The 19,494-nt window shown below is 69.8% G+C and carries 22 protein-coding genes; 6 read left to right on the top strand and 16 right to left on the bottom strand.

Annotation, left to right across the window (positions count from 1 at the left end; all coding sequences use genetic code 11):
• Window positions 1-46 precede the first annotated feature (46 nt).
• The 10 genes from AOM00_RS14875 to AOM00_RS14825 form a co-directional block, all read right to left on the bottom strand.
• The gene (locus AOM00_RS14875; RefSeq protein ID WP_156159209.1) at window positions 47-364 is read right to left on the bottom strand and encodes a helix-turn-helix domain-containing protein; all 318 of its coding nucleotides are present in this window, start codon (window positions 362-364) and stop codon (window positions 47-49) included.
• Between the two features lie 56 nt (window positions 365-420).
• Window positions 421-843: a type II toxin-antitoxin system RelE/ParE family toxin gene (locus AOM00_RS15680; protein ID WP_174442348.1), complete on the bottom strand. Its 423-nt coding sequence runs from the start codon at window positions 841-843 to the stop codon at window positions 421-423.
• Between the two features lie 12 nt (window positions 844-855).
• Window positions 856-1,086 carry a hypothetical protein gene (locus AOM00_RS14865; protein WP_062518544.1) on the bottom strand — a complete coding sequence of 77 codons (231 nt, stop codon included), beginning with the start codon at window positions 1,084-1,086 and terminating at the stop codon, window positions 856-858.
• 131 nt (window positions 1,087-1,217) lie between these two features.
• The gene (locus AOM00_RS14860) at window positions 1,218-4,034 is read right to left on the bottom strand and encodes a phage tail tape measure protein (protein ID WP_062518543.1); all 2,817 of its coding nucleotides are present in this window, start codon (window positions 4,032-4,034) and stop codon (window positions 1,218-1,220) included.
• A 525-nt stretch (window positions 4,035-4,559) separates the two neighbouring features.
• Window positions 4,560-5,060, bottom strand: a complete 501-nt coding sequence (locus AOM00_RS14850; RefSeq protein ID WP_062518541.1) for a hypothetical protein — start codon at window positions 5,058-5,060, stop codon at window positions 4,560-4,562.
• A gap of 2 nt (window positions 5,061-5,062) precedes the next feature.
• Window positions 5,063-5,305, bottom strand: coding sequence for a hypothetical protein (locus AOM00_RS14845; RefSeq protein WP_062518540.1), 243 nt, complete (start codon window positions 5,303-5,305; stop codon window positions 5,063-5,065).
• Complete coding sequence (locus tag AOM00_RS14840) at window positions 5,302-5,496, bottom strand: hypothetical protein (RefSeq protein ID WP_062518539.1); 195 nt, start codon at window positions 5,494-5,496, stop codon at window positions 5,302-5,304. The genes AOM00_RS14845 and AOM00_RS14840 overlap by 4 nt, the downstream gene beginning before the upstream one ends.
• Window positions 5,493-5,756, bottom strand: coding sequence for a hypothetical protein (locus AOM00_RS14835; RefSeq protein WP_156159208.1), 264 nt, complete (start codon window positions 5,754-5,756; stop codon window positions 5,493-5,495). The genes AOM00_RS14840 and AOM00_RS14835 overlap by 4 nt, the downstream gene beginning before the upstream one ends.
• A gap of 11 nt (window positions 5,757-5,767) precedes the next feature.
• On the bottom strand, window positions 5,768-6,613 hold the full coding sequence (locus AOM00_RS15510; protein ID WP_156159207.1) for a hypothetical protein: 846 nt from the start codon (window positions 6,611-6,613) through the stop codon (window positions 5,768-5,770).
• Window positions 6,614-6,626: 13 nt separating this feature from the next.
• The gene (locus AOM00_RS14825; RefSeq protein WP_062518536.1) at window positions 6,627-6,809 is read right to left on the bottom strand and encodes a helix-turn-helix transcriptional regulator; all 183 of its coding nucleotides are present in this window, start codon (window positions 6,807-6,809) and stop codon (window positions 6,627-6,629) included.
• 271 nt (window positions 6,810-7,080) lie between these two features.
• Here AOM00_RS14825 and AOM00_RS14820 point away from each other — a divergent pair, with 271 nt between their 5' ends.
• Together AOM00_RS14820 and AOM00_RS14815 are read left to right on the top strand one after the other, a co-directional pair.
• Entirely contained in the window at window positions 7,081-7,641 is a 561-nt protein-coding gene (locus tag AOM00_RS14820) for a helix-turn-helix domain-containing protein (protein WP_169746872.1), read from the top strand.
• The gene (locus tag AOM00_RS14815; protein WP_228373535.1) at window positions 7,601-8,773 is read left to right on the top strand and encodes a site-specific integrase; all 1,173 of its coding nucleotides are present in this window, start codon (window positions 7,601-7,603) and stop codon (window positions 8,771-8,773) included. Before AOM00_RS14820 ends, AOM00_RS14815 begins: the two co-directional genes overlap by 41 nt.
• 30 nt (window positions 8,774-8,803) lie before the next feature.
• Here the strand turns inward: AOM00_RS14815 and glnA are convergent, their stop codons facing one another.
• Complete coding sequence (gene glnA / locus AOM00_RS14810; RefSeq protein ID WP_062518534.1) at window positions 8,804-10,237, bottom strand: type I glutamate--ammonia ligase; 1,434 nt, start codon at window positions 10,235-10,237, stop codon at window positions 8,804-8,806.
• A 185-nt stretch (window positions 10,238-10,422) separates the two neighbouring features.
• Between glnA and AOM00_RS14805 the strand changes: the two genes are divergently transcribed.
• Window positions 10,423-10,860: an RDD family protein gene (locus AOM00_RS14805; RefSeq protein ID WP_062518533.1), complete on the top strand. Its 438-nt coding sequence runs from the start codon at window positions 10,423-10,425 to the stop codon at window positions 10,858-10,860.
• Window positions 10,860-11,504, top strand: coding sequence for an HAD-IA family hydrolase (locus tag AOM00_RS14800; protein ID WP_062518532.1), 645 nt, complete (start codon window positions 10,860-10,862; stop codon window positions 11,502-11,504). Before AOM00_RS14805 ends, AOM00_RS14800 begins: the two co-directional genes overlap by 1 nt.
• A gap of 109 nt (window positions 11,505-11,613) precedes the next feature.
• Here AOM00_RS14800 and AOM00_RS14795 read toward each other — a convergent pair whose 3' ends face one another.
• The 3 genes from AOM00_RS14795 to lipB form a co-directional block, all read right to left on the bottom strand.
• Window positions 11,614-12,321 (bottom strand): DUF4191 domain-containing protein, encoded by a 708-nt coding sequence (locus AOM00_RS14795; protein ID WP_062518531.1) that lies wholly within the window; start codon window positions 12,319-12,321, stop codon window positions 11,614-11,616.
• 71 nt (window positions 12,322-12,392) lie between these two features.
• On the bottom strand, window positions 12,393-13,409 hold the full coding sequence (lipA, locus tag AOM00_RS14790; RefSeq protein ID WP_062518530.1) for a lipoyl synthase: 1,017 nt from the start codon (window positions 13,407-13,409) through the stop codon (window positions 12,393-12,395).
• Window positions 13,406-14,098: a lipoyl(octanoyl) transferase LipB gene (gene lipB, locus AOM00_RS14785; RefSeq protein ID WP_062518529.1), complete on the bottom strand. Its 693-nt coding sequence runs from the start codon at window positions 14,096-14,098 to the stop codon at window positions 13,406-13,408. The genes lipA and lipB overlap by 4 nt, the downstream gene beginning before the upstream one ends.
• 65 nt (window positions 14,099-14,163) lie before the next feature.
• Between lipB and AOM00_RS14780 the strand changes: the two genes are divergently transcribed.
• Window positions 14,164-16,353, top strand: coding sequence for an MMPL family transporter (locus AOM00_RS14780; RefSeq protein ID WP_169746871.1), 2,190 nt, complete (start codon window positions 14,164-14,166; stop codon window positions 16,351-16,353).
• A 48-nt stretch (window positions 16,354-16,401) separates the two neighbouring features.
• Window positions 16,402-17,619, top strand: a complete 1,218-nt coding sequence (locus AOM00_RS14775; protein WP_062518528.1) for a serine/threonine-protein kinase — start codon at window positions 16,402-16,404, stop codon at window positions 17,617-17,619.
• Here the strand turns inward: AOM00_RS14775 and AOM00_RS14770 are convergent.
• Both AOM00_RS14770 and sucB read right to left on the bottom strand, forming a co-directional pair.
• Entirely contained in the window at window positions 17,603-18,490 is an 888-nt protein-coding gene (locus AOM00_RS14770) for a TIGR01777 family oxidoreductase (protein ID WP_062518527.1), read from the bottom strand. The genes AOM00_RS14775 and AOM00_RS14770 overlap by 17 nt on opposite strands.
• A gap of 19 nt (window positions 18,491-18,509) precedes the next feature.
• The coding region (sucB, locus tag AOM00_RS14765) for a 2-oxoglutarate dehydrogenase, E2 component, dihydrolipoamide succinyltransferase (protein ID WP_082097129.1) at window positions 18,510-19,494 on the bottom strand (985 nt) is incomplete at its 5' end.

Here is a 19,494-nt window from a genome sequence, read left to right as displayed (position 1 = left end):
CCCGCCGCTCGCGCGAGCGGCGGGCCGCCGTGGACTTAGATCTCCCTCAAGCTACGGGCGAGACCTCGTGCACGGCCAGAGTGGTGCCGAGAGCGCCCGTCAACCGCTGCAGAGTCGACAGTGTGGGGTTGCCTACGCCGCTTTCGATGCGACTGATCTCGGCCTGCTGGACGCCCGAGAGGCGCTGCAGCTCCGGCTGTGTCAGGTGCAGCGCCTTGCGACGGTTGTAGATCTCCATACCGATCGCCACGGCGAGGTCCATCTCGGCCTCAAAGACCTGCGCTGCAGCAGTGTTAACCGCCACGGCATCAGGCGACCACGTCGCGCGCGCCGCGCCGGCGATCTCGCTGAACTTCTTACCCATGTCCTCCACCTCCTCCAAGGCGTACGTCTCATTATGTGGCTTGACACATAGTGTAGTCAACGCTTCTTTCGGTTCGCGCGCCACGTCTTGAGACGCTTGCGCGCGCGTTTGATCTCACCCTGTTGCCGCCGCGTCGATCCGTCCTTGCCCTTGTCGTAGCCCCCGAGTAGCAGGACCGCCCTTTGCCCATGAAAGGTGCAGAACACCCGGAGCAAAACCGGCCTGTCAGTGCCGCCCACCTTCGACGGCAGGGGCATCTTCGCCTCGCTGAGGATCGCCTGCAATGACCGGCGGACTCGGAACTCGTAGAGCCCGTCACCGAGCGCCTTGCCCCACTCACTCTGACAGATGTCGATGCCGAGCCTCTCGAGGACGTGCTCGACCGCCGCGACGAGTACCGCCTGCTCATACTCGGGCAGGCCCAGTAGGAACTTCTCGAATGCGCCGTCGTCCGTATCCTCAGCAGTCCACTCGCCCACGTCAGAGCCCCCTCAGCACAGTGATTGGACTGTAGCGGACCTGCTTGGCACGGCTTCGCCCACGGCCCAGATGCATTGCGGCACCGTCTCGACGGGCTCGCCCATCCATCCGGTGCGCCTGGCTCTGAGCATCCCGTCGGGCAGGCGTTCGACCCACGCCACGATGCGCCCGGTCGCCGTCTCGACGATCGCCGTGCGCCCGCCTCGGTCCGCGGCGTAGAACCTGAGCTGCTCTCCTGCCATGGCGCGATGGTGGCCTGCAGGTCTGACAGCGAGCACCCCGCCGGCTGGGGGGCAATCGGCGGGGTGCTCGAGTGGGACGTTAGCGAGTTCGCGCTGGCGCGGTCACCCTGGCGTGGACAAACTCACACGCCCTACACGCCTGCCATTCGGAGGCTGAGATGGTTTGCCGCGGCCTGATTGGCGAAGGCGCCCGCCGTGCCGACGCGGGATCCGCGCTCGATGGCGGACTCCATGCGCGCGAACTGAGCGTCCGTGAGCTGTACCGAGACGCTGGTGGGGCCCGCGGGCAGGGCCGCAGCCGCATAGCCGCCTGCCATCACGGGGCCGCCGGATGCGTACCCGCGCACCGCCAGCGACGCCATCACGGCGTCACGGTCACGACGGTTCAGGGCGTCCATGAGCGACGTTCCCCAGTACGAGTGCGCGGCTGCCGTCTGCACGTACTCGCCGTCAGACAGCCACGCCGGGATCGAGTCCGAGGTAGACGTGCCGGGGCCGGAGATCGGGCCGCCGGTCGCGTGGCCAACCATGCTGTCCGCGACGAACGTCGGGGCGGCGGGGGCGGACACCTTGAGCGGGATGGTGACCGAACGCTGCGACTGGCTGTAGATCCAGTTGTCGATGACCGACGAGCCCTTGGACGTGTCCACCGTGACCGCGACGGGCACGTTCTCGGGGATGAGTCCCAACTGGTCGGCGAGCGCCTTGGCCTCGCGCTTGGTGAGGCCCATCTGCCGCGCGGTGCGGATGAAGGCCTGGCGGCCGTCCTCCATGCGTCCGGCGAGTTCGTCTGCGCCAACCGTGGCTGCGTCGCCCGCCTCGATCCACGCCCAGGTGGACTTGGCGATGTCATCGAGCGCCTCGCGGTTCGCGCGTCCCTTGGCGGTGTTCTCGTCGAGGGTCGCGCCGTTGTCCTTGAGGGCCTTCCGGGCATCGTCGATGGACGCCTCGAAGCCGTTGAGTGCGGCGCGCTCGTCGAGGGCGACGCCTGCGGCCTCGCTCAGGAGCGCGATCTGCTCGGTGAGGGCGTCGTTGAGCTCCTGCACGGCGTCCGTTGCCCGGGTCTGGGCGTCGGCGCTGTCCTCGGTGGCCTCTTCGTCCTCACGCATGGCGACGCGCTTGTCTGCCCACACGTCCTTCGAGGCGGCGAGGTCGGAGTTCTGCCGGCCGATCGCGTCGGTGAGGATGCTGTAGGCGTCGTTGAGGTCGACGTGCTTCCCGGCAGCGGCGTCGAGGGTCGCGCTGTTGCGCTCATGCTCGGCGCGCTCGACGGCGAGGGCCTCGTTGACCTGTGCCACCGCGTCGGCGTTGCCGAGGGCCGCGTCGGTCACCACGTCGAGGTTGAGGCCGAGCTCCTTGGCCGCATCGATCGCACCCGAGTTGACCAGGTTGTTGTAGACCGTCTCGCGCGTGAGGTCCGTCATCGCGCCCGTGGCCTCGTCGAGCGTGTCGGCGAGTGCAGAGACACGTTCCTCGGCCTCCGCGTTGCGGGAAGCGAAGATGCCGAACGCGACGGATGCCGCGGTCAGCGCTAGGCCGATCGCGCCCGATGAGGCTCCTGCGATCCTGAGCGCGCGTGCGGTTCTGGGTGCCTGGGCCGCGAGGGTCCGCTGCGCGTCGATAAGCGCGACGATCTTCGGCGTGGCAAGTAGGGCCGCACCGCCGAGCAGCCCCACGCCGCTCGCCACAGCACCGAAGATGGTGATCGCCTTCTTGAGCGGGTCGGGCAGGTCGGCGAACGCGCTGAGGATGTCCGTCACCGCGCCAGCGAGCGCGCCCAGGATCGGCAGCAGGTTCTCGCCGATCTCGATGGCCGCGTCGTTGAGTGCGTTGCGGGCGATCTTGAGCTTGGACTCGGTGGTCGAGTAGCGCTTCTCAGCCTCGATCAGCAGGGCCGAGTTCTCAGCCCAGGCGTCGTTGGCCAGGGCCAGCGAGTCGGTGAGCAGTCCGCCAGCCTGTGCGGTCGCGGACAGGGACGCACGCAGGCGTGCGTCGGTGAGTTCCAGTTCTTCGAGGACGGCCGTGGTGGAGCCGCCCGTCTCGGTGATGTCGCCCAGGCCTGCCGTGAACGTGGCGATCGCGCCCGCCGCGTCCTCGCCGTAGGCCTTGCGGAAGTCCTCAGCGGACATCCCGGCGATGCGGGCGTAGGTCTCGAGCTTGTCGCCGCCGTCCAGCACCGCGTCCGAGATCGAGTAGAACACCTTCGACATCGCCGTGCCGCCAGCCTCAGCGTTGACGCCGAGCGAGGACAGGGTGGAGCCGAACGCGAGGATCTCGCCCTCGCTAAGGCCCGCCTGCTTGCCTGCCGCCGCGAGACGCAGACCGAAGTCGACGATCTCGGACTCGGTGGTGGCGGAGTTGTTGCCCAGGTCGACGATCACGGAGCCGAGACGGTCGGCATCGGACGTGGCCGTGCCCATGATGTTCGAGAAGCGGGCCAGGGCGGTCGCGGCATCGGTCGCGGAGAGGTTCGTCGTCTCGCCGAGGTTGATCATGACCTCGGTGAACTTGGCGACGTCGCCCACCTTGACGCCGAGCTGACCTGCTGCCTCCGCCACGCCGGCGATCTCGACGGCCGATGCGGGCATCCGGAGCGCCATAGACCGCAGCGAGTCCTCGAGCGCGAGCAGTTCCGCGTCCGTGCCATCGACCGTCTTGAGAACGCCTGTCCAGGCGGACTCCCAGTCGATCGCGGCCTTGGCTGCGAGTCCGAGGCCTGCGACACCCGCTGCGCCGAACGCAGTGAGCGCGGTTCCCGCCGTGCTCCACGCCTCCTTCTGCACCTCGGCAGAGCGGACGATGCGTGCGCCCGTGCCGGTGATCTTGTTGCCGTGGCGGTCGATGTTTGTCGCCGCCTGAGCGGTCGCCCGGTCGGCGTCCGCCATGTGCTTGCGGTAGTTCGCGATGTCGGCCTGGAGGACGACCTTTACCTTGCGCTCATCTGACACCTTGTCATCAGTCGCTTCCTTCCACGGAGTTGGTTGTTTGGGGGGCGCGGGGCCGTGGGAACGGGCCTCATGCGGCGCTCTCGCGCTGTACGGCGGTCGTCGGGGCGGAGGTCACGAGGGGGCCTCTGAAACGTCAGATCTCCGTGTGTGAAAATCGGCTATGCCCCTGGGGGCCGGAAGGGCGAGGGGGAGGGGGTCTCCCCCTGGTCGCTCACCTACCAGGCATGATGCAAGGATCGACCCTGCATCATGCCTGGTATTTCGTAACGCCTAGATAATCCGCGCGCGCGGCAGCATGTCGTCGGGCGTCTGACCCTCAGGTAGTGGCGCGACGGCCGTGATGGGTCTGCCGTCTGCGAGTGTGGGCATCAGGCGTGTGTAGAGCCTGCGGCCCGTGACCTGGTCACGCGTCACGTCGATGCCCACGGGGACGCGAGTCGTATCGAGCGTCCCGTCCGGATTGCGCGGCAGGTGCGGGTAGTCGCCGGTCGGGCCGGGGTCGAGAACGTCGTTTACCACCGTGGCCTACTCGGGCATCACGCCGATGAGGGCCTCAAGGTTGTCCTCTAGGCCCGCCTCGAACGCGAGGACCTCTGCGCCTTCGACAAGGCTGGCAAAGGTGCCGCGGTCCATGCGGAGTTCCGCCGAGTTGGGCGCCGCGACGCCGATGACGTCTGCGGCGGACTGGGCCTGTGTTCGCATCAGCGCGCGCAGGCGATGGGTGCGGTTGTATGCGATCCACTTCTGCCATCCGAGGTTGTAATCGCCGGCCACGAGCGCCGCGCGAGCCTCGTGGTACAGCGCCGTGGCATCCGCTTCGAGCTTGTCGTCGAGCTCGTGGAACTTGGCGATGACGTTGCGACGCCAGGCGGTCTGCGCGATGTCGCGTTCCGCGATGGCCTGCCGGGTGCGACGGTCCTGCTCGTGGGCGAGTTCGCGCTGCCTGTCCTCGGCACGACGAAGCTCCGCTTCGAGCTGCGCGTCGGTGAGGGGCTTGTCGGTGGGCGACGTGGTGGCCGTGGCCATGTTCAGCTCTCCTTCGCCTGGCCAGCGGCGTCGCGATAGCCCTCGGCGTAGCCGGCGGCCATGCGTAGCGTCGGCGAGATCCGGGCCCCGGCGGCTTCGATCTTCTCGACCTGCCCGAGGAACGCATCCGTTGCCGGGGTGCGTAGCTTCGCGATCGAGGCACGCCCCGTGAGGTGCAAGCCGAGCGACTCGGAGGGTTCGCCAGGGCTCTGGATGTCATACGGCTGAGGGGTTCCATGGGTCATGGGATGTCCTTTCGGTGTGTGTCGATGCGATCCTCGCGGTGGGCGAGGTTCACGAGGTCGGCGCGTCCGGCCACTGCGAGCCGGCTGACGTCTTCGAGGCTGATGACCTGGCCGAGGCTGGCGCGGTGTATGGCGTCGGCAGTCGTCGGGTCGTCGATACTGGTCGCTCCATTGGGGTCCAAGCCGCTCATGAGCGGTTCCCCTTCTCGACCTTGCGCACGTTCGCGAACCACTCGGCGAGATCGCCCTTGATGCAACTGCCGTCGCCACTGGCGTCGAAGGTCGCCCACATGAGGTTCACGAGTGCGCGCCGCACGAGCTCCCGGCGCACGTTGGCGGACACGTGGCCCTTCGACTTCGCAGCCACGTACTTGGCTCTCCGGTCGCGTGCGGTCTGCCAGCAGCGGTCCACCTCGGGGCCGGCCGGGTAGGCGTCGCGGTCGAGCAGCACGGGCACCGCCATCACGCCACCGCCGCAGGGACGCGAGGGTGCGTGCAGCGTCGGGCAGGTCGGGCCGTGTTGAGCCATCCGTCGTCGTCGCAGTCGCCGCACGCCTCGAGGCGTCGACGCCGCTCGGCCTTCACCGCTGCAGTCGCATCGGACTCGGCTTGGATGCGAGCGGTCTCGACCGCATCGGCGTCCCGACAGCCGAGGCATGGCTCGAAGTCGTCGCCCTTGTTGAGGTGGCCCTGATGCCTGAGGCACTGGCGAGGGTACGGACGCTCGACCCGCGAAGCGTGGTCGTCGTCCCGCAGTCCTCCGAGTTCCTCCTGGGCAGATGAAGGCATGGCGGGCTTTCCTTCCTCATTGAGATCCTCGTTGTTCCTTGGGGTGCACGACGGTGCACCCTTCGGTGTCGTGACCGTGCACCCGTTGGTGCACGACGGTGCACCTGTCTCGCCGAAACAGGTGCACGACGGTGCACCCTTCGGTGTCGTGACCGTGCACCCGTTGGTGCACGACGGTGCACCTGTCTCGCCGAAACAGGTGCACGACGGTGCACCTGTTTCAGATGCTGACGGCGGCTCGCAATGGAGCCGGAACGTCGCATTGCGACCGGGGCGGCCGTTGGCTACGAGCTCGATCGCTCCGTGCTCTCGCAGGATCGCAAGGGCGCCGAGCGCCGCGCGTCGCTTCGTCCCGGCGAGACGCATCGTCTCGTCGAGGCCGGCGAAGTACATGGCCGCGGGCTTGCCGCCCTGGGCGTCGTCGAATGCGGTGGCGGCCATTCCGACAAGGAGGCGAAACGGGATGGCAGGCAGGGATCCCCAGTGCTCGTAGCAGTGCTTCACCAGCTTGATACCCATCGCTCGCGCGCGCTCACGCGCCGACGGGCTCCCGCCGCGCCTCGAGCCAGGCGAGGACGTCGGCCTCGGACCACAGGCGGCGGCGACCGACCTTGATGGACTTGGGGCCGGTGCCCTTGTAGATCCAGTAGTTGATGGTGTTGGGCGAGGTTCGCAGCATCTCTGCGACCTCGGTGATCGTCAGCAGCTTGGGCATGACGTCTCCTTCCTGTTGTTGATCTATTGATGGTCACGAGCCGTTCCTGTCGGGGCCCGATCCCAGTCCGGTGGGCGGCTCCCTCTCGACGTGTTCTCACCCCGCTTGGACCTTCACGCGGCGGCGGTATCGCTCGTCTCTCGCTGTTGAGTTGTGAAGTTGCTGAATTCAGTTTCTCGGTTGCGGGTTGGCATGACAAGCGACTAGCGCTACTGTTGCTGTCATGATGCCAAACAATGCGAGGGGTCACGGCCTTCCAGATGAGCGCAACGTGGGACTCAACCTGCGGCGTATACGCACCGAACGCGGCATGAAGCAGCTGACGGTTGCGACACTCGTGAATCGGCTGCTCGACGACAACCTCGATGCCACGGCCATTCGGCGCATCGAGGAGGGCGCGCGGCGCGTGAAACTCAACGAGGCATCGGCGCTGGCACAGGTGCTTGGCGTGACGATGGCCGACCTCGCACTACACCCGGCGGTGCTGGCAGATCGAGCCCTCCGTGCCGCATGGACGCGTTACCTCGAGACGCGCGTCAGTGTGTTCACGGCACAGCGTGAGGTCCGGGAACTGGTCGACGCGGGTGACGTGGACGCGGGCACGCTCGAGGATCTCGTGCGAGAGGGTGTCGCCGAGCTGGTTCGGCTTGGTGCCGAGGAGGATGCGCGGTACGAGTACCAAGTTGCTCAGATGATGCTCGGGTTCACGGGTAGCGCATTCTGGGATGAACAGTCCAGAAGCGGATACGGTGCGCTCAAGCTGTACTACGAGGCGACCGCAGCGGGCTATGTTGACCCGGCTGCCGCCGCCGACGGGGCGGGTCATGAGTAGTGACCCCGGGCCGAAGCGCGCCCTTCCCGCTGGCATCACGCTGCTCCCAAACGGCAAGTACCGCGCCCGCTACCGCGATGCGGCGGGCAAGGAGCACGCGCGACACTTCGACGTGCTGCGCACCACGCGCACCAAGGAGGGCGCCGCGACTTGGCTCGAGCAGGTGAAATCGGACATGCTCACGGGCTCCTACGTGGCGCCCAAGACAGCGCGCATGACCGTCGACGAGTGGTGCGACACCTGGCTCGAGGGTTACCGGACCAACCGCGCGTCGACGGTGCGCCAGGCTGAGGTGCACATTGCGCACATCAAGCGCGCGTTCGGCTCGAAGCGCCTCGCTGACGTGAAGCCTTCGGACGTGAGGCGGTGGACTGCGCAGCTCGCGACCGATGACGAGGCGATCGGACGCAAGGCGCTCGCGCCGTCGACTGTGTACGCGATCCACGCACGCCTGTCTCAGATCATGGCCGACGCGGTGCACGACGGCGTGATCGCGCGCAACCCGTGCTCGCGTCGCACCTCGCCACCGATGGGCAAGCAGCGGCCCTATGTGGCGACCACGGAGCAGGTGTGGGCGCTCTATGACGCGATGCCCGGGCACCTGCGGCCTGCGGTGCTGCTCGGGGCGTTCGCTGGCCTGCGCATCGCGGAGGCGTGCGGCCTGCGGGTGGCTGACGTCGACTTCATGCGCGGCATCGTGGCGCCGGCGGTGCAGTACCCGGCGCAGCCGCTCAAGTCGGACACGTCGCGCACGCCAATCCCGATCCCGAACGAGCTTGCGCTCGAACTGTCCAAGGGCGTGGGGGAGCGGACATGGATGCTCGAGGATGCGCTAGGGGTGCAGGCGGGGACGTGGGCCGTCGAGCGGGCCGTGCGCGCTGCTCGGAAGGCTGCGGGGCTTCCGGAGGCATTCCGCTATCACGATCTTCGGCACTACTTCGCGTCGCTGCTCATCGCCTCGGGGTGTGACGTGAAGGTGGTGCAGGCGCGGCTCCGGCACGCGAGTGCGACGACGACGCTCAACACCTACGCGCACCTGTGGCCGGATGCAGAAGAGTCCACACGGGCCGCGGTAGCAGTAGTGCTTGCGGCCCGTGCGGACTCTTTGCGGACTGCGGCGGTGTCAGGATGACATCACCCCAGGTAAATCAGGGTACGAGGCTCAGCAGTCGTAGTAGAGCTCGAACTCGTGCGGGTGCGGACGGAAGCGCAGCGGGTCGATCTCCTGCGTGCGCTTGAGGTCGATCCACATCTCGATGAGGTCCTCGGTGAACACGCCACCCTCGGTGAGGAAGCCGTGGTCCGCCTCGAGGGCGTCGAGCACCGCGGGGAGCGAGGCCGGGACCTGGGCGATCTGGGCGTGCTCCTCCGGGGGAAGCTCGTAGAGGTCCTTGTCGACCGGGGCCGGGGGCTCGATGCGGTTCTTGATGCCGTCGATGCCGGCCATCAGGAGCGCCGCGAACGCGAGGTACGGGTTCGACGACGGGTCGGGCGCGCGGAACTCGATGCGCTTGGCCTTCGGGTTCGAGCCGGTGATCGGGATACGCACCGCGGCGGAGCGGTTGCGCGCCGAGTACACCAGGTTGACCGGCGCCTCGTAGCCCGGCACGAGGCGGTGGTACGAGTTGACGGTCGGGTTGGTGAACGCGAGCAGCGACGGGGCGTGCTTGAGGATTCCGCCGATGTACCAGCGGGCGATGTCCGAGAGGCCGCCGTAGCCGGCCTCGTCGTAGAACAGCGGCTCGCCGTTCTTCCAGATCGACTGGTGGACGTGCATGCCCGAGCCGTTGTCGCCGAAGAGCGGCTTCGGCATGAAGGTCACGGTCTTGCCCGCGCGCCACGCGACGTTCTTGACGACGTACTTGAACTTCTGGATGTCGTCGCCCGCGTGCAGCAGCGTGTTGAAGCGGTAGTTGATCTCCTGCTGGCCGGCGGTGCCCACCTCGTGGTGCGCGCGCTCGAGCTCGAGGCCGACCTCGCCGAGGACCTTGCACATCTCGTCGCGGAGGTCCGCGAACTGGTCGCCGGGGGAGACGGGGAAGTAGCCGCCCTTGTAGCGCGTCTTGTAGCCGCGGTTGGGGGTGCCGTCCTCCTCGTACTCGACGCCGGTGTTCCACCAGGCCTCGGACGAGTCGATGTGGTAGTAGCCCTCGTGCTGGTTCGTGTCGAAGCGAACCGAGTCGAAGATGAAGAACTCCGCCTCGGGGGCGAAGAAGGCGGTGTCACCGATGCCGGTGGACTTCAGGTACTCGACGGCCTTCGCCGCGATGTTGCGGGGGTCGCGCGAGTACGGCTCGTTCGTGAAGGGGTCCACGATCGAGAAGTTGATGACGAGCGTCTTCGCCTTGCGGAACGGGTCGACGAACGCCGTCGCCACGTCCGGCAGCAGCTTCATGTCGGACTCGTTGATCGCCTGGAAACCGCGGATCGACGAGCCGTCGAACATCGCGCCGTCGGTGAACACGTCCTCGGTGAACTGCGACGCGGGGATGTTGAAGTGCTGCATCTGGCCGGGAAGGTCGCAGAAGCGGATGTCGACGAACTCGACGCCCTCGTTCTTCACATACTCGATCGCCTCGTTGGCGTCTTTGAACATCCGGTACTCCTCAAGAGAGACAGGCCTACAGTGGCACTCCACACCCTAGGGGCGGAGGGTTGCCTGCACATACACGCAATGTTTCATCGGTGTTACATGTGGCACTCCGGCGGCTGTGGTAGGCGAGGACGAATCGGACGATGCGCGCAGGCACGCGAAGGGTGTGGTCCGGATAGGCTGTCGCGGTGAGCGAGCAGAGCCCCCCGACCGATACCTCGACCCCGTCCGCGCATGTGCCGCGCAGGCTCGGCGGCATCGCGATCGACTGGGCGATGTGCCTCCTGATCTCGTCCGCATTCTTCCCGGACCCCACCTACGCGACGTCGGGTGCCACCTCCGTCGAGCGGGCGCTCCTCGCGGGCGCCCCGTTCGCGACCCTCGCGGTGTGGGCGCTCCAGCACCTGCTGCTGGTCGCGACGCTCGGCTCCACCATCGGCCATCGGATCGCCGGGCTCCGCGTGGTACGCGAGGACGGGGCGGCCGTGGTGGGCGTCACCAAGGCCGCGATCCGGACGGGCCTGCTCGTGCTGGTGATCCCCGCCGTGGTGTGGGGACCCGACGGCCGCGGTCTGCATGATCGCCTCGCCGGTACGCGCATCGTCCGCCTGGGCGGGGAGGCGTGATGACGGAGCTCCGCGCGGGCGGTGTGCTGCTCGACATGGACGGCACGCTCATCGACTCCACCGCGACGGTCGACGTGGTGTGGGGGGACTTCGCACGGCAGGCCGGCCTCGACCCTGCCGAGGTCCTCGCACACGTCCACGGCGTCCCCGCGCGCGCCACGCTGCGCAGGTTCCTGGGCGAGGGCGCGGACATCGAGCCCTGGTTCGCGCAGATCTCCGCATGGGAGAACGAGCGCTTCGACGCGGACGTGGAGATCCCCGGCGCAGCCGCCGCGGTGCACCTGCTGCCGTCCGGCCGCTGGGCGGTGGTGACGTCCGCCGTGCGTGACGCGGCGCTGCGCCGGCTGGGACGCCTGGGCTTCCCCGAGGTCGAGGTCCTGATCGCCGCGGAGGACGTCGAGCACGGCAAGCCCGACGCCGAGCCCTACCGCCGCGGCGCCGCCGCCCTCGGGCTCGACGCGCGGGACTGCATCGTGTTCGAGGACTCGGACGCGGGGGTCAGGTCCGGGCTCGCGGCGGGGGCGCAGGTGGTGGTGGTCGGCTCGCTCGCCACCCCCGCGACCGACGGTCTGCCGCGCGTGGCGGACCTGCGCGGCGTGCGGTTCGAGACGGCCGGCGGGGGCGTGCTGGCCACGCTGCCATAGCGCCGGCGCGACCACCGTCGACCGCCGGGATGCACGGATCCCGGAGATGCGACAACCCCCTGCCGCGTCCGGTGGTGCCGGGCGGAGGGGGCTGTCGGACAGGTGAGGCTCAGCGGCCGCGCATGCCCTTGCGGTCGGGACGCGCGCGCACCGGGTCGATGCCCTTGGGCATCGGGGGCTTCGCGCCGCCGATGGCCTTGAGACGAGCCTCGACCTTGGGGCGGTCGTTGCGGCCCAGGGCCTTCTTGGTCCTGCGGATCGCCTTGGTGAGGTCCGGGAGCGGGACCTCACCCTCGCCGCGACCGACGTAGATGACGTTCACCGGTACGCCGGGGACCAGCTTCTCGATGCGCTTCTTGGCCTGGCCGGCGGGCTTGCGCGCCGCGCTGCCGCCCTCCGCGACCAGCAGGATGCCGCCCTTGCCGACTCCCTGGAACACGATCGCGCTGCCACGCGCGTCCATGTTCGCGGGGGCGTCCTCGAAGTGCCAGCCCGAGCGGATCGACTGGGCGACGGCGAGCGACGCACCGGTCTGGCCCTCCATGCGCGAGTACGCGACGCGCTCGAAGCGGCGCGTGAGGAACCACATCGCGAGCAGCGCCGCCGTGAGCACACCGAAGATCGACATGTAGACGATCGCGATGGTGCCGCCGATGACGAAGATGCCGAACAGCACGAAGGCCGCGATGGTCCCGATGAGGATGCCGAGGATGCCCGGCAGCAGCCTCTTGTCGTACGGGGCGGTGGTCCGGTACGCCTGCGCGATGAGGTGGTACCAGCGCTGCTTCTTGGGCTTGGGTGCGTCGTTCTTCGCCATGATGCGGTCAGTCTAGTCGCAGGTGGGGACAGGCTCGGGACCCGTCGGAGTGCGGCGGGACGATGCGCGGGTCAGGCGAGCTCGGGACGCGCCTTGAGGAGCGCCGAGGCCTCCTGGCGCGACTCGGTCGCCTCGCCCAGGTGCGCGAGCGACGCAGGGATCTCCCGCCCCTTGCGCTTCATCGCCTGGCCCCAGAGGCGGCCCGCGCGGTACGAGGACCGCACGAGCGGCCCGGACATCACGCCGAGGAAGCCGATCTCCTCGGCGATGTCCGAGAGCTCGACGAACTCCTGCGGCTTGACCCAGCGGTCCACGGGGTGGTGGCGGGGCGACGGGCGCAGGTACTGGGTGATCGTGATGAGGTCGCAGCCGGCCGCGTGGAGGTCGCGGAGCGCCTCGACCGCCTCGTCGAACGTCTCGCCCATGCCCAGGATGAGGTTCGACTTGGTGACCAGGCCGTCCTCCTGCGCCGCGGTGAGCACCGACAGCGAGCGGTCGTAGCGGAAGCCGGGACGGATGCGCTTGAAGACGCGGGGGACCGTCTCGAGGTTGTGCGCGAGCACCTCGGGCCGCGACGAGAACACCTCGGCGAGCTGGTCGGGCACCGCGTTGAAGTCGGGGATGAGCAGCTCGACGCCCACGCCGGGCGTGGTGGCGTGGATCTGGCGGACGGTCTCCGCGTAGAGCCATGCGCCGCCGTCCTCGAGGTCGTCGCGCGCCACGCCGGTGATGGTCGAGTACTTGAGGCCCATCTGGCGCACCGACTCCGCGACGCGGCGCGGCTCGTCCGCGTCGAACGCGGCGGGCTTGCCCGTGTCGATCTGGCAGAAGTCGCACCGGCGGGTGCACTGGTCGCCGCCGATGAGGAACGTCGCCTCCCGGTCCTCCCAGCACTCGAAGATGTTGGGGCAGCCCGCCTCCTCGCACACGGTGTGGAGGCCGCCGGTCTTCACGAGCCCCTTGAGGTCGTTGTACTCGGGGCCCATGGTCGCCTTGGTGCGGATCCACTCGGGCTTGCGCTCGATCGGGACGGCGGAGTTGCGCGCCTCGACGCGCAGCATCTTGCGGCCTTCGGGGGCGATGGTCACACGGGCTCCTTCGTGGGGAGGTCGGAGGCGGCAGGGGTGGGTGCCAGCGCCCACCTTACGTCGGCCAGCGCATCGTTCAGGAATCGGACGGTCGGCTCGACCGCCTCGGACAGGGGGACCTCGCGGCCGAGCTCGGCGCTCAGGGAGGTGACGTCGGCATCGGAGATGCCGCACGGGACGATGCGGTCGAACCAGCCCAGGTCGGGCGTGCAGTTGAGCGCGAAGCCGTGCATGGTCACGCCCTTCGCGACCCGGACGCCGATCGCGCAGATCTTGCGCTCGCGCCGGCCACCCGACGCAGGGAGCCACACGCCCGAGCGGTCCTCGACGCGGATGGTCTCCAGGTCGAACGAGGCGCATACGTCCATGACGGCCTGCTCGAGGCGACGGACGTAGCGCACCACGTCGACGGGCTCCGCGAGGCGCACGATGGGATACCCGACCAGCTGGCCGGGGCCGTGCCACGTGATGCGTCCGCCGCGGTCGACGTCGACCACGGGCGTGCCGTCCACCGGGCGGTCCCAAGCCGCGGTGCGACGGCCAGCGGTGTACACGGGCTCGTGCTCGACCAGGAGCAGCGTGTCCTCCCGCTCACCGGAGGACACCTGGGCGTGGACCTCGCGCTGCAGGTCCCACGCCTCCTGGTACGGGACGAGGCGCGTGCCGAGGTCGAGGGGGACGATCTGCATCCCAGGATGGTAACTCTTCGGCGGAAGTGGGAATAAGGTCCCGCCTTTGCGCGATCATTACCCACGTGAACATTCGATCCTGGGCACGTCCCCTGCTCATCATCCTGGTCATCTTCGCGTGGCTCTCCATCGGCGGCGCCGGCGGGCAGACCTTCGGCAAGCTGTCGGAGGTCCAGGAGAACGACTCCGCCGCCTTCCTGCCGTCGAGCGCCGAGTCCACGGAGGCCGCCGCGGCTCACGCGGACTTCGCGCCGACCGACTCCGTCCCCACGCTGCTCGCGGTCGAGGGCGGCGCGGACGACGTCGCGACGGTGCAGTCGTTCGTCGACGACGTGCTGTCCAAGCCCCTCGAGGGCGACCCCGAGGGCCGCACGCTCGGCGACGTCACCCTCACCGGCCCGCAGGGCCAGGGCCCCACGGCGATCCCGTCCGAGGACGGCGAGGCGATCCTCGTGTCCTTCGCGGTGGACGCGGACGTGTTCGACGAGATGGCGGGCGAGGAGTCCCTCGGCCAGCTGTACGTCGACGAGCTCCGGGCGGCGTGGAGCGAGGCGGACACCGGGCTCACGGGCTACGTCACGGGTCCTGGCGGACTGGTCGCGGACCTGGTCGAGGCCTTCGGAGGCATCGACGGCATCCTGCTCCTGGTGGCGCTCGGCGTGGTGCTCGTGATCCTGCTGATCGTCTACCGCAGCCCCGTGCTGCCGTTCCTGGTGCTCGCCACCTCCATGCTCGCGCTGACGGGAGCGATCATCGCGGTCTTCGCCCTCGCGAACGCGGACGTCATCACCCTCAACGGCCAGAGCCAGGGCATCATGTTCATCCTCGTGGTCGGCGCGACCACGGACTACTCGTTGCTGCTGGTGGCCCGCTACCGCGAGGAGCTGCTGCGCATCCGGTCCCCGTACTCGGCGCTGTCCCACGCCTGGAAGCGGTCGCTCGAGCCCATCGCCGCCTCGGCCGGCACGGTGGTCATCGGCCTCCTGGTGCTCCTGCTGAGCGACCTCAAGTCGAACGCCGCGCTCGGCCCCGCCGGCGCCATCGGCATCGCCGCATCGTTCCTGGCGGCGCTCACGCTGCTGCCCGCGCTGCTGCTCATCGGCGGCAAGCACGCCCGCGGGGTCTTCTGGCCGGCGATGCCGCGCTACCGCGGCGACGACGCCCACGAGGCGGAAGAGACCATCGAGGCCGTCGAGGCGCGCGCCGGGGTGTGGGGCCGCATCTCGCGTGGCGTCGACGCGCGGCCGCGCGTGGTGTGGGTGTCCGCGGCCCTCGGCCTCGCGGTGCTCGCCGCCTTCGTGCCCACGTTCAAGTCGGGCGGCCTGGGCGAGCGCGACATCTTCACCGCGGAGACGGAGTCGGTGACCGGCTTCGAGTTCCTCGAGCAGCACTTCGACGCGGGCGCGACGTCGCCCATCCGCGTGATCGCCGCGGAGGGGTCCGCGGAGGACGTCCTCGCGGCGGTCCAGGGCGTGGACGGGATCGTCGATGCCTACGTGCTCACCCCGGCCGTCGCGGCCGGCGCGCCCGCCGGATCCGTGCCCGGCGAGGAGCCCGTGGTGGTCGATGGACGCGTCGAGGTCGACGCGATCACGCAGGTCTCGGCCTCGTCGGCGGAGGCGCTCGACATCGTCGCCGACGTCCGCGAGGCGGTCCACGCGGTCGACGGCGAGGCGCTGGTGGGCGGCCAGGCCGCCGAGTCGCTCGACACCCGCCTCACCACCGAGCGCGACCTCACGGTGATCCTTCCGACGATCCTCGCGGTCATCCTGGTGGTGCTGGTGCTGCTGCTGCGCGCTTTCGTCGCGCCGGTGCTCATCATCCTGGCGAACGTGCTGAGCTTCGCCGCGACCATCGGGCTGTCCGCCATCGTGTTCACCCACCTGTTCGACTTCCCGGGCACCGACCCCTCGGTGCCGTTGCTCGGGTTCGTCTTCCTGGTGGCGCTCGGGGTCGACTACTCGATCTTCCTCATGTCCCGTGCGCGCGAGGAGTCGCTCCAGCATGGGGCGAAGGAGGGCATCCGTCGCGCGCTGGCCGTCACCGGCGGCGTGATCACGTCCGCGGGCATCGTGCTCGCGGCGACGTTCGCGGCGCTCGGCGTGATCCCGCTGATCTTCCTCGCGCAGATCGCGTTCATCGTGGCCGCGGGTGTGCTGATCGACACGTTCGTGGTGCGGTCGCTCCTGGTGCCCGGGCTGATCGGCGACCTCCGTGCACGCGCCTGGTGGGCCTCGCGGAGGATCTCCGACTAGTCCTGTGGACAACGCCGCGCGACGCGGCCCGGCTGTCACCGTGGTGGGGTGCGACAGATCACCCCGCTCCGGCTCGACCGGGTCGCGCGCGCGGTCGGTTCGGGCGACCGTGACGAGCGGTTCGCACGGGCGCGCGTCGAGGCGCTGAGCCGCGTCGCGCATCCCGGGCTCTGCCTGCCGCTCGACGTGGTGCGGGAGGCCGATGCGGTGGTGGTCTGCTCGCCGCGGTTGCGGGGTATCGCGGCCTCCGCCGCGGGCCCCTGCGAGGAGCTGGGCGCGTGGGTGTGGCTGGTCGCGGGGATCGCGGAGGCCCTGGCCGTCCTCCACGGGGCGGGTCTCGCTCACGGGGATGTCTCGCCCGCGAACGTGGTGATCGGCGCGCGGCCCGTGCTCGTCGACCTCGTGGGCTCCGCCGTGGCGCCCGAGCGTGGCACCGCAGGCTTCGCCTCGCCCGAGCGGACGGCGGGCGGAGGGCCCAGCCCCGCCGACGACGTCCACGCCCTGGGCGCGCTCGCCGTGGCCTGCGCGGGCGAGGCGATCCGCATCGAGGCGCAGGCGTGGATGGCGCCTCTGCTGGCCGCCGACCCGTCGGCCCGGCCGACGGCGCGCGCGGTGGCGAGGGGCCTGGTGCGATGCGCGGAGCCGACGCGCTGGCATCCGGGCCCCGTACCGGAGGCCGAGCCCGTGGCGTCCTCCGCCACGGTGCGGGACCCTCGGGCGTGGCATTGGCGCCTCCGGCGTCATCCGATCCGCGCGGCGCTCGTCCTTGCGTCGGCGGTGGCGGTCGGTGCGTGGTGGCTGTGGGGGCCCGAGGTGCCCGCGGTCGCGGGGCGCTCCGAGGAGGCCACCGCGACCGTGACGGCGATCGCCTCGGCGCCTGCGGCAGCGTCGCTGCCGGACCCGGTCGCGGCGGCGACCGAGCTGACGCGTGCGCGGGTCGCGGCGCTGGCCGCCGGCGACGGGGAGGCCCTGGTCGCGCTGACCGTGCCGGGAACGTCGGCGTGGGCGACCGCCGCGCGCGAGGGCCGCGCTCTCGAGGAGGGAAGCTCGGTGGACGGTCTCACGCTCCGAGCCGTCGGGGCGACGCTCGTCGAGCAGAGCGACGCCGAGGCGGTGGTGCACCTCCGCTACGAGGTCGACGCCCACACGTGGCGCGACGGCGCCGGTGCCACGCGGTCCGTGCCTTCGCGGACCGAGCGCGTGCGGATGGTGCTCGCGTGGTCGGGGGAGAGGTGGCGCGTTCGGGCGGTCAGCGCCCCGCCATGAGCCACCGTGCGGCGTCCTCGATGGTGGGGTGACGCCAGTCGAAGCCCAGGCGCGTGAGCACTCCCGGGGTCGCCTTCTGCGAGGACAGGAGGTCCTCGACCGCGCGGCCGATCGCAGCCTCGAGCACGAAGGCGGGCACGCGGAAGCCTGGACGACGACCGGCGGCCTCGCTCAGCGCGCGGATGAGAGCCGCGTCGCGTGCGGGATGCGGGGCGATCGCGTTGACGGCACCGTCGTGGTCGGAGTCGAGCAGGAACCGCAGCGCGCGGATGTGGTCCTCGAGGGTGATCCACGAGTGCCACGCGTCGCCGGTGCCGAGCGTCCCCAGGAGCCCCCGTGTCACCAGGGGGAGCAGGCGGTCGGCGAAGCCTCCGTGCGGGGCGAGCACCAGGCCCGTGCGGACGGTGACCGTCCGGATCCCGGCGTCGCGTGCGGGCTGAGCGGCGGCCTCCCAGTCGGAGACGATGCTCGCGAGCAGCGTGTCGCCGGGCGTGGAGCGCTCCGTGAGCGGCTCCTCGCCGCGTGAGCCGTAGTAGCCCATGGCCGAGCCCTGGAGGAGCACGCCGTCGAAGCCGCCGACCATCGCCTCGACCAGGGTGGCCGTCGAGTCGACGCGCGAGGAGCGGACCACGGCGGCGTAGGAGTCCGTCAGCCGCTTGTCGCCGATGGACGCGCCCGCGAGGTTGACCACGGCATCCGCCGAACGGACCAGCTCGGCGTCGATGCGACCGGAGCCCGGGTCCCACTGCGACTCGTGGTCGTCTCGGGCCGGACGCCGCACGAGGGCGACCACATCGTGGCCGCCCTCGCGCAGTGAGGAGGTGAGCGCCGTGCCGATGAGCCCCGAGGAGCCTGCGATGACGACGCGCATCTTCAGTTGTCCTTGTCCCTTACAGGCCGAGCTCGGACTCGAACTCGCCGGCCTCGATGATCCGCTTGACCGTCTGGAGGAAGCGGGCCGCGTCGGCGCCGTCCACGATCCGGTGGTCGTAGCTGAGCGGGAGGTAGGCCATCGGGCGCACCGAGATGACGTCCTCGCCGTCCGGTCCCTTGACCACGACGGGCTTCTTGACGATCGCGCAGGTCGCGAGGATGCCCACCTGGGGCGCGGGGACGATCGGCGTGTCGAAGAGCGTGCCGCCCGAGCCCGTGTTGGTCACGGAGAAGGTGCCGCCCGAGATCTCGTCCGAGCTGAGCCCGCCGTTGCGCGCCTTGCCGGCGAGGTCGACGATGCCCTGGGCGTGCTCGACGATGCTCTTCGAGTCCGCGTCCTTGAGCGTCGGCAGCATGAGGCCCTTGGGCGTGTCCACCGCGAGCGACAGGTTGACGGCCGGGTGGTAGACGATGCTGTCGCCCACCACGGACGCGTTGAGGAACGCGTGCTCCTTGAGCGCCACCGCGACGGCGCGGGTGAAGAACGGCAGGAACGTGAGGTTCACTCCGTGCTTCTCCGAGAACGCGTTCTTGGACTTCGCACGCAGCGCCCAGATCTTGGTGCAGTCGACCTCGACCACGGAGGTGAGCTGCGCCATGCCGTGCAGCGACTCCATCATCTTGTCGGCCGTGATCTTGCGGATGCGGGTCATCTTGACCGTCTGGCCACGCAGCTCCGACACCTCGACGTCCATGGCGGACGATGCGGGTGCCGACGGGGCCGCAGCAGCGGGCGCGGCCGCTGCGGGAACGGCGGGAGCGGCGGTGGCCGCCGCGAGGACGTCCTCCTTGCGGATACGGCCGCCCACACCGGTCCCGGAGAGCGAGGCGAGGTCGACGCCCTTGTCGGCCGCGAGCTTGCGGACGATCGGCGTGACATAGCCCGAGCCGGACGACGCGGCCGCGGCCGGCGCCGGGGCCGGGGCGGGGGCGGGCGCAGCC

The organism is Demequina gelatinilytica, from assembly GCF_000971115.1.
Lineage (GTDB): Bacteria > Actinomycetota > Actinomycetes > Actinomycetales > Demequinaceae > Demequina > Demequina gelatinilytica.
The sequence above is the reverse complement of the archived record's forward strand: the minus strand, read 5'-3'. Positions and strand labels throughout refer to the sequence as shown.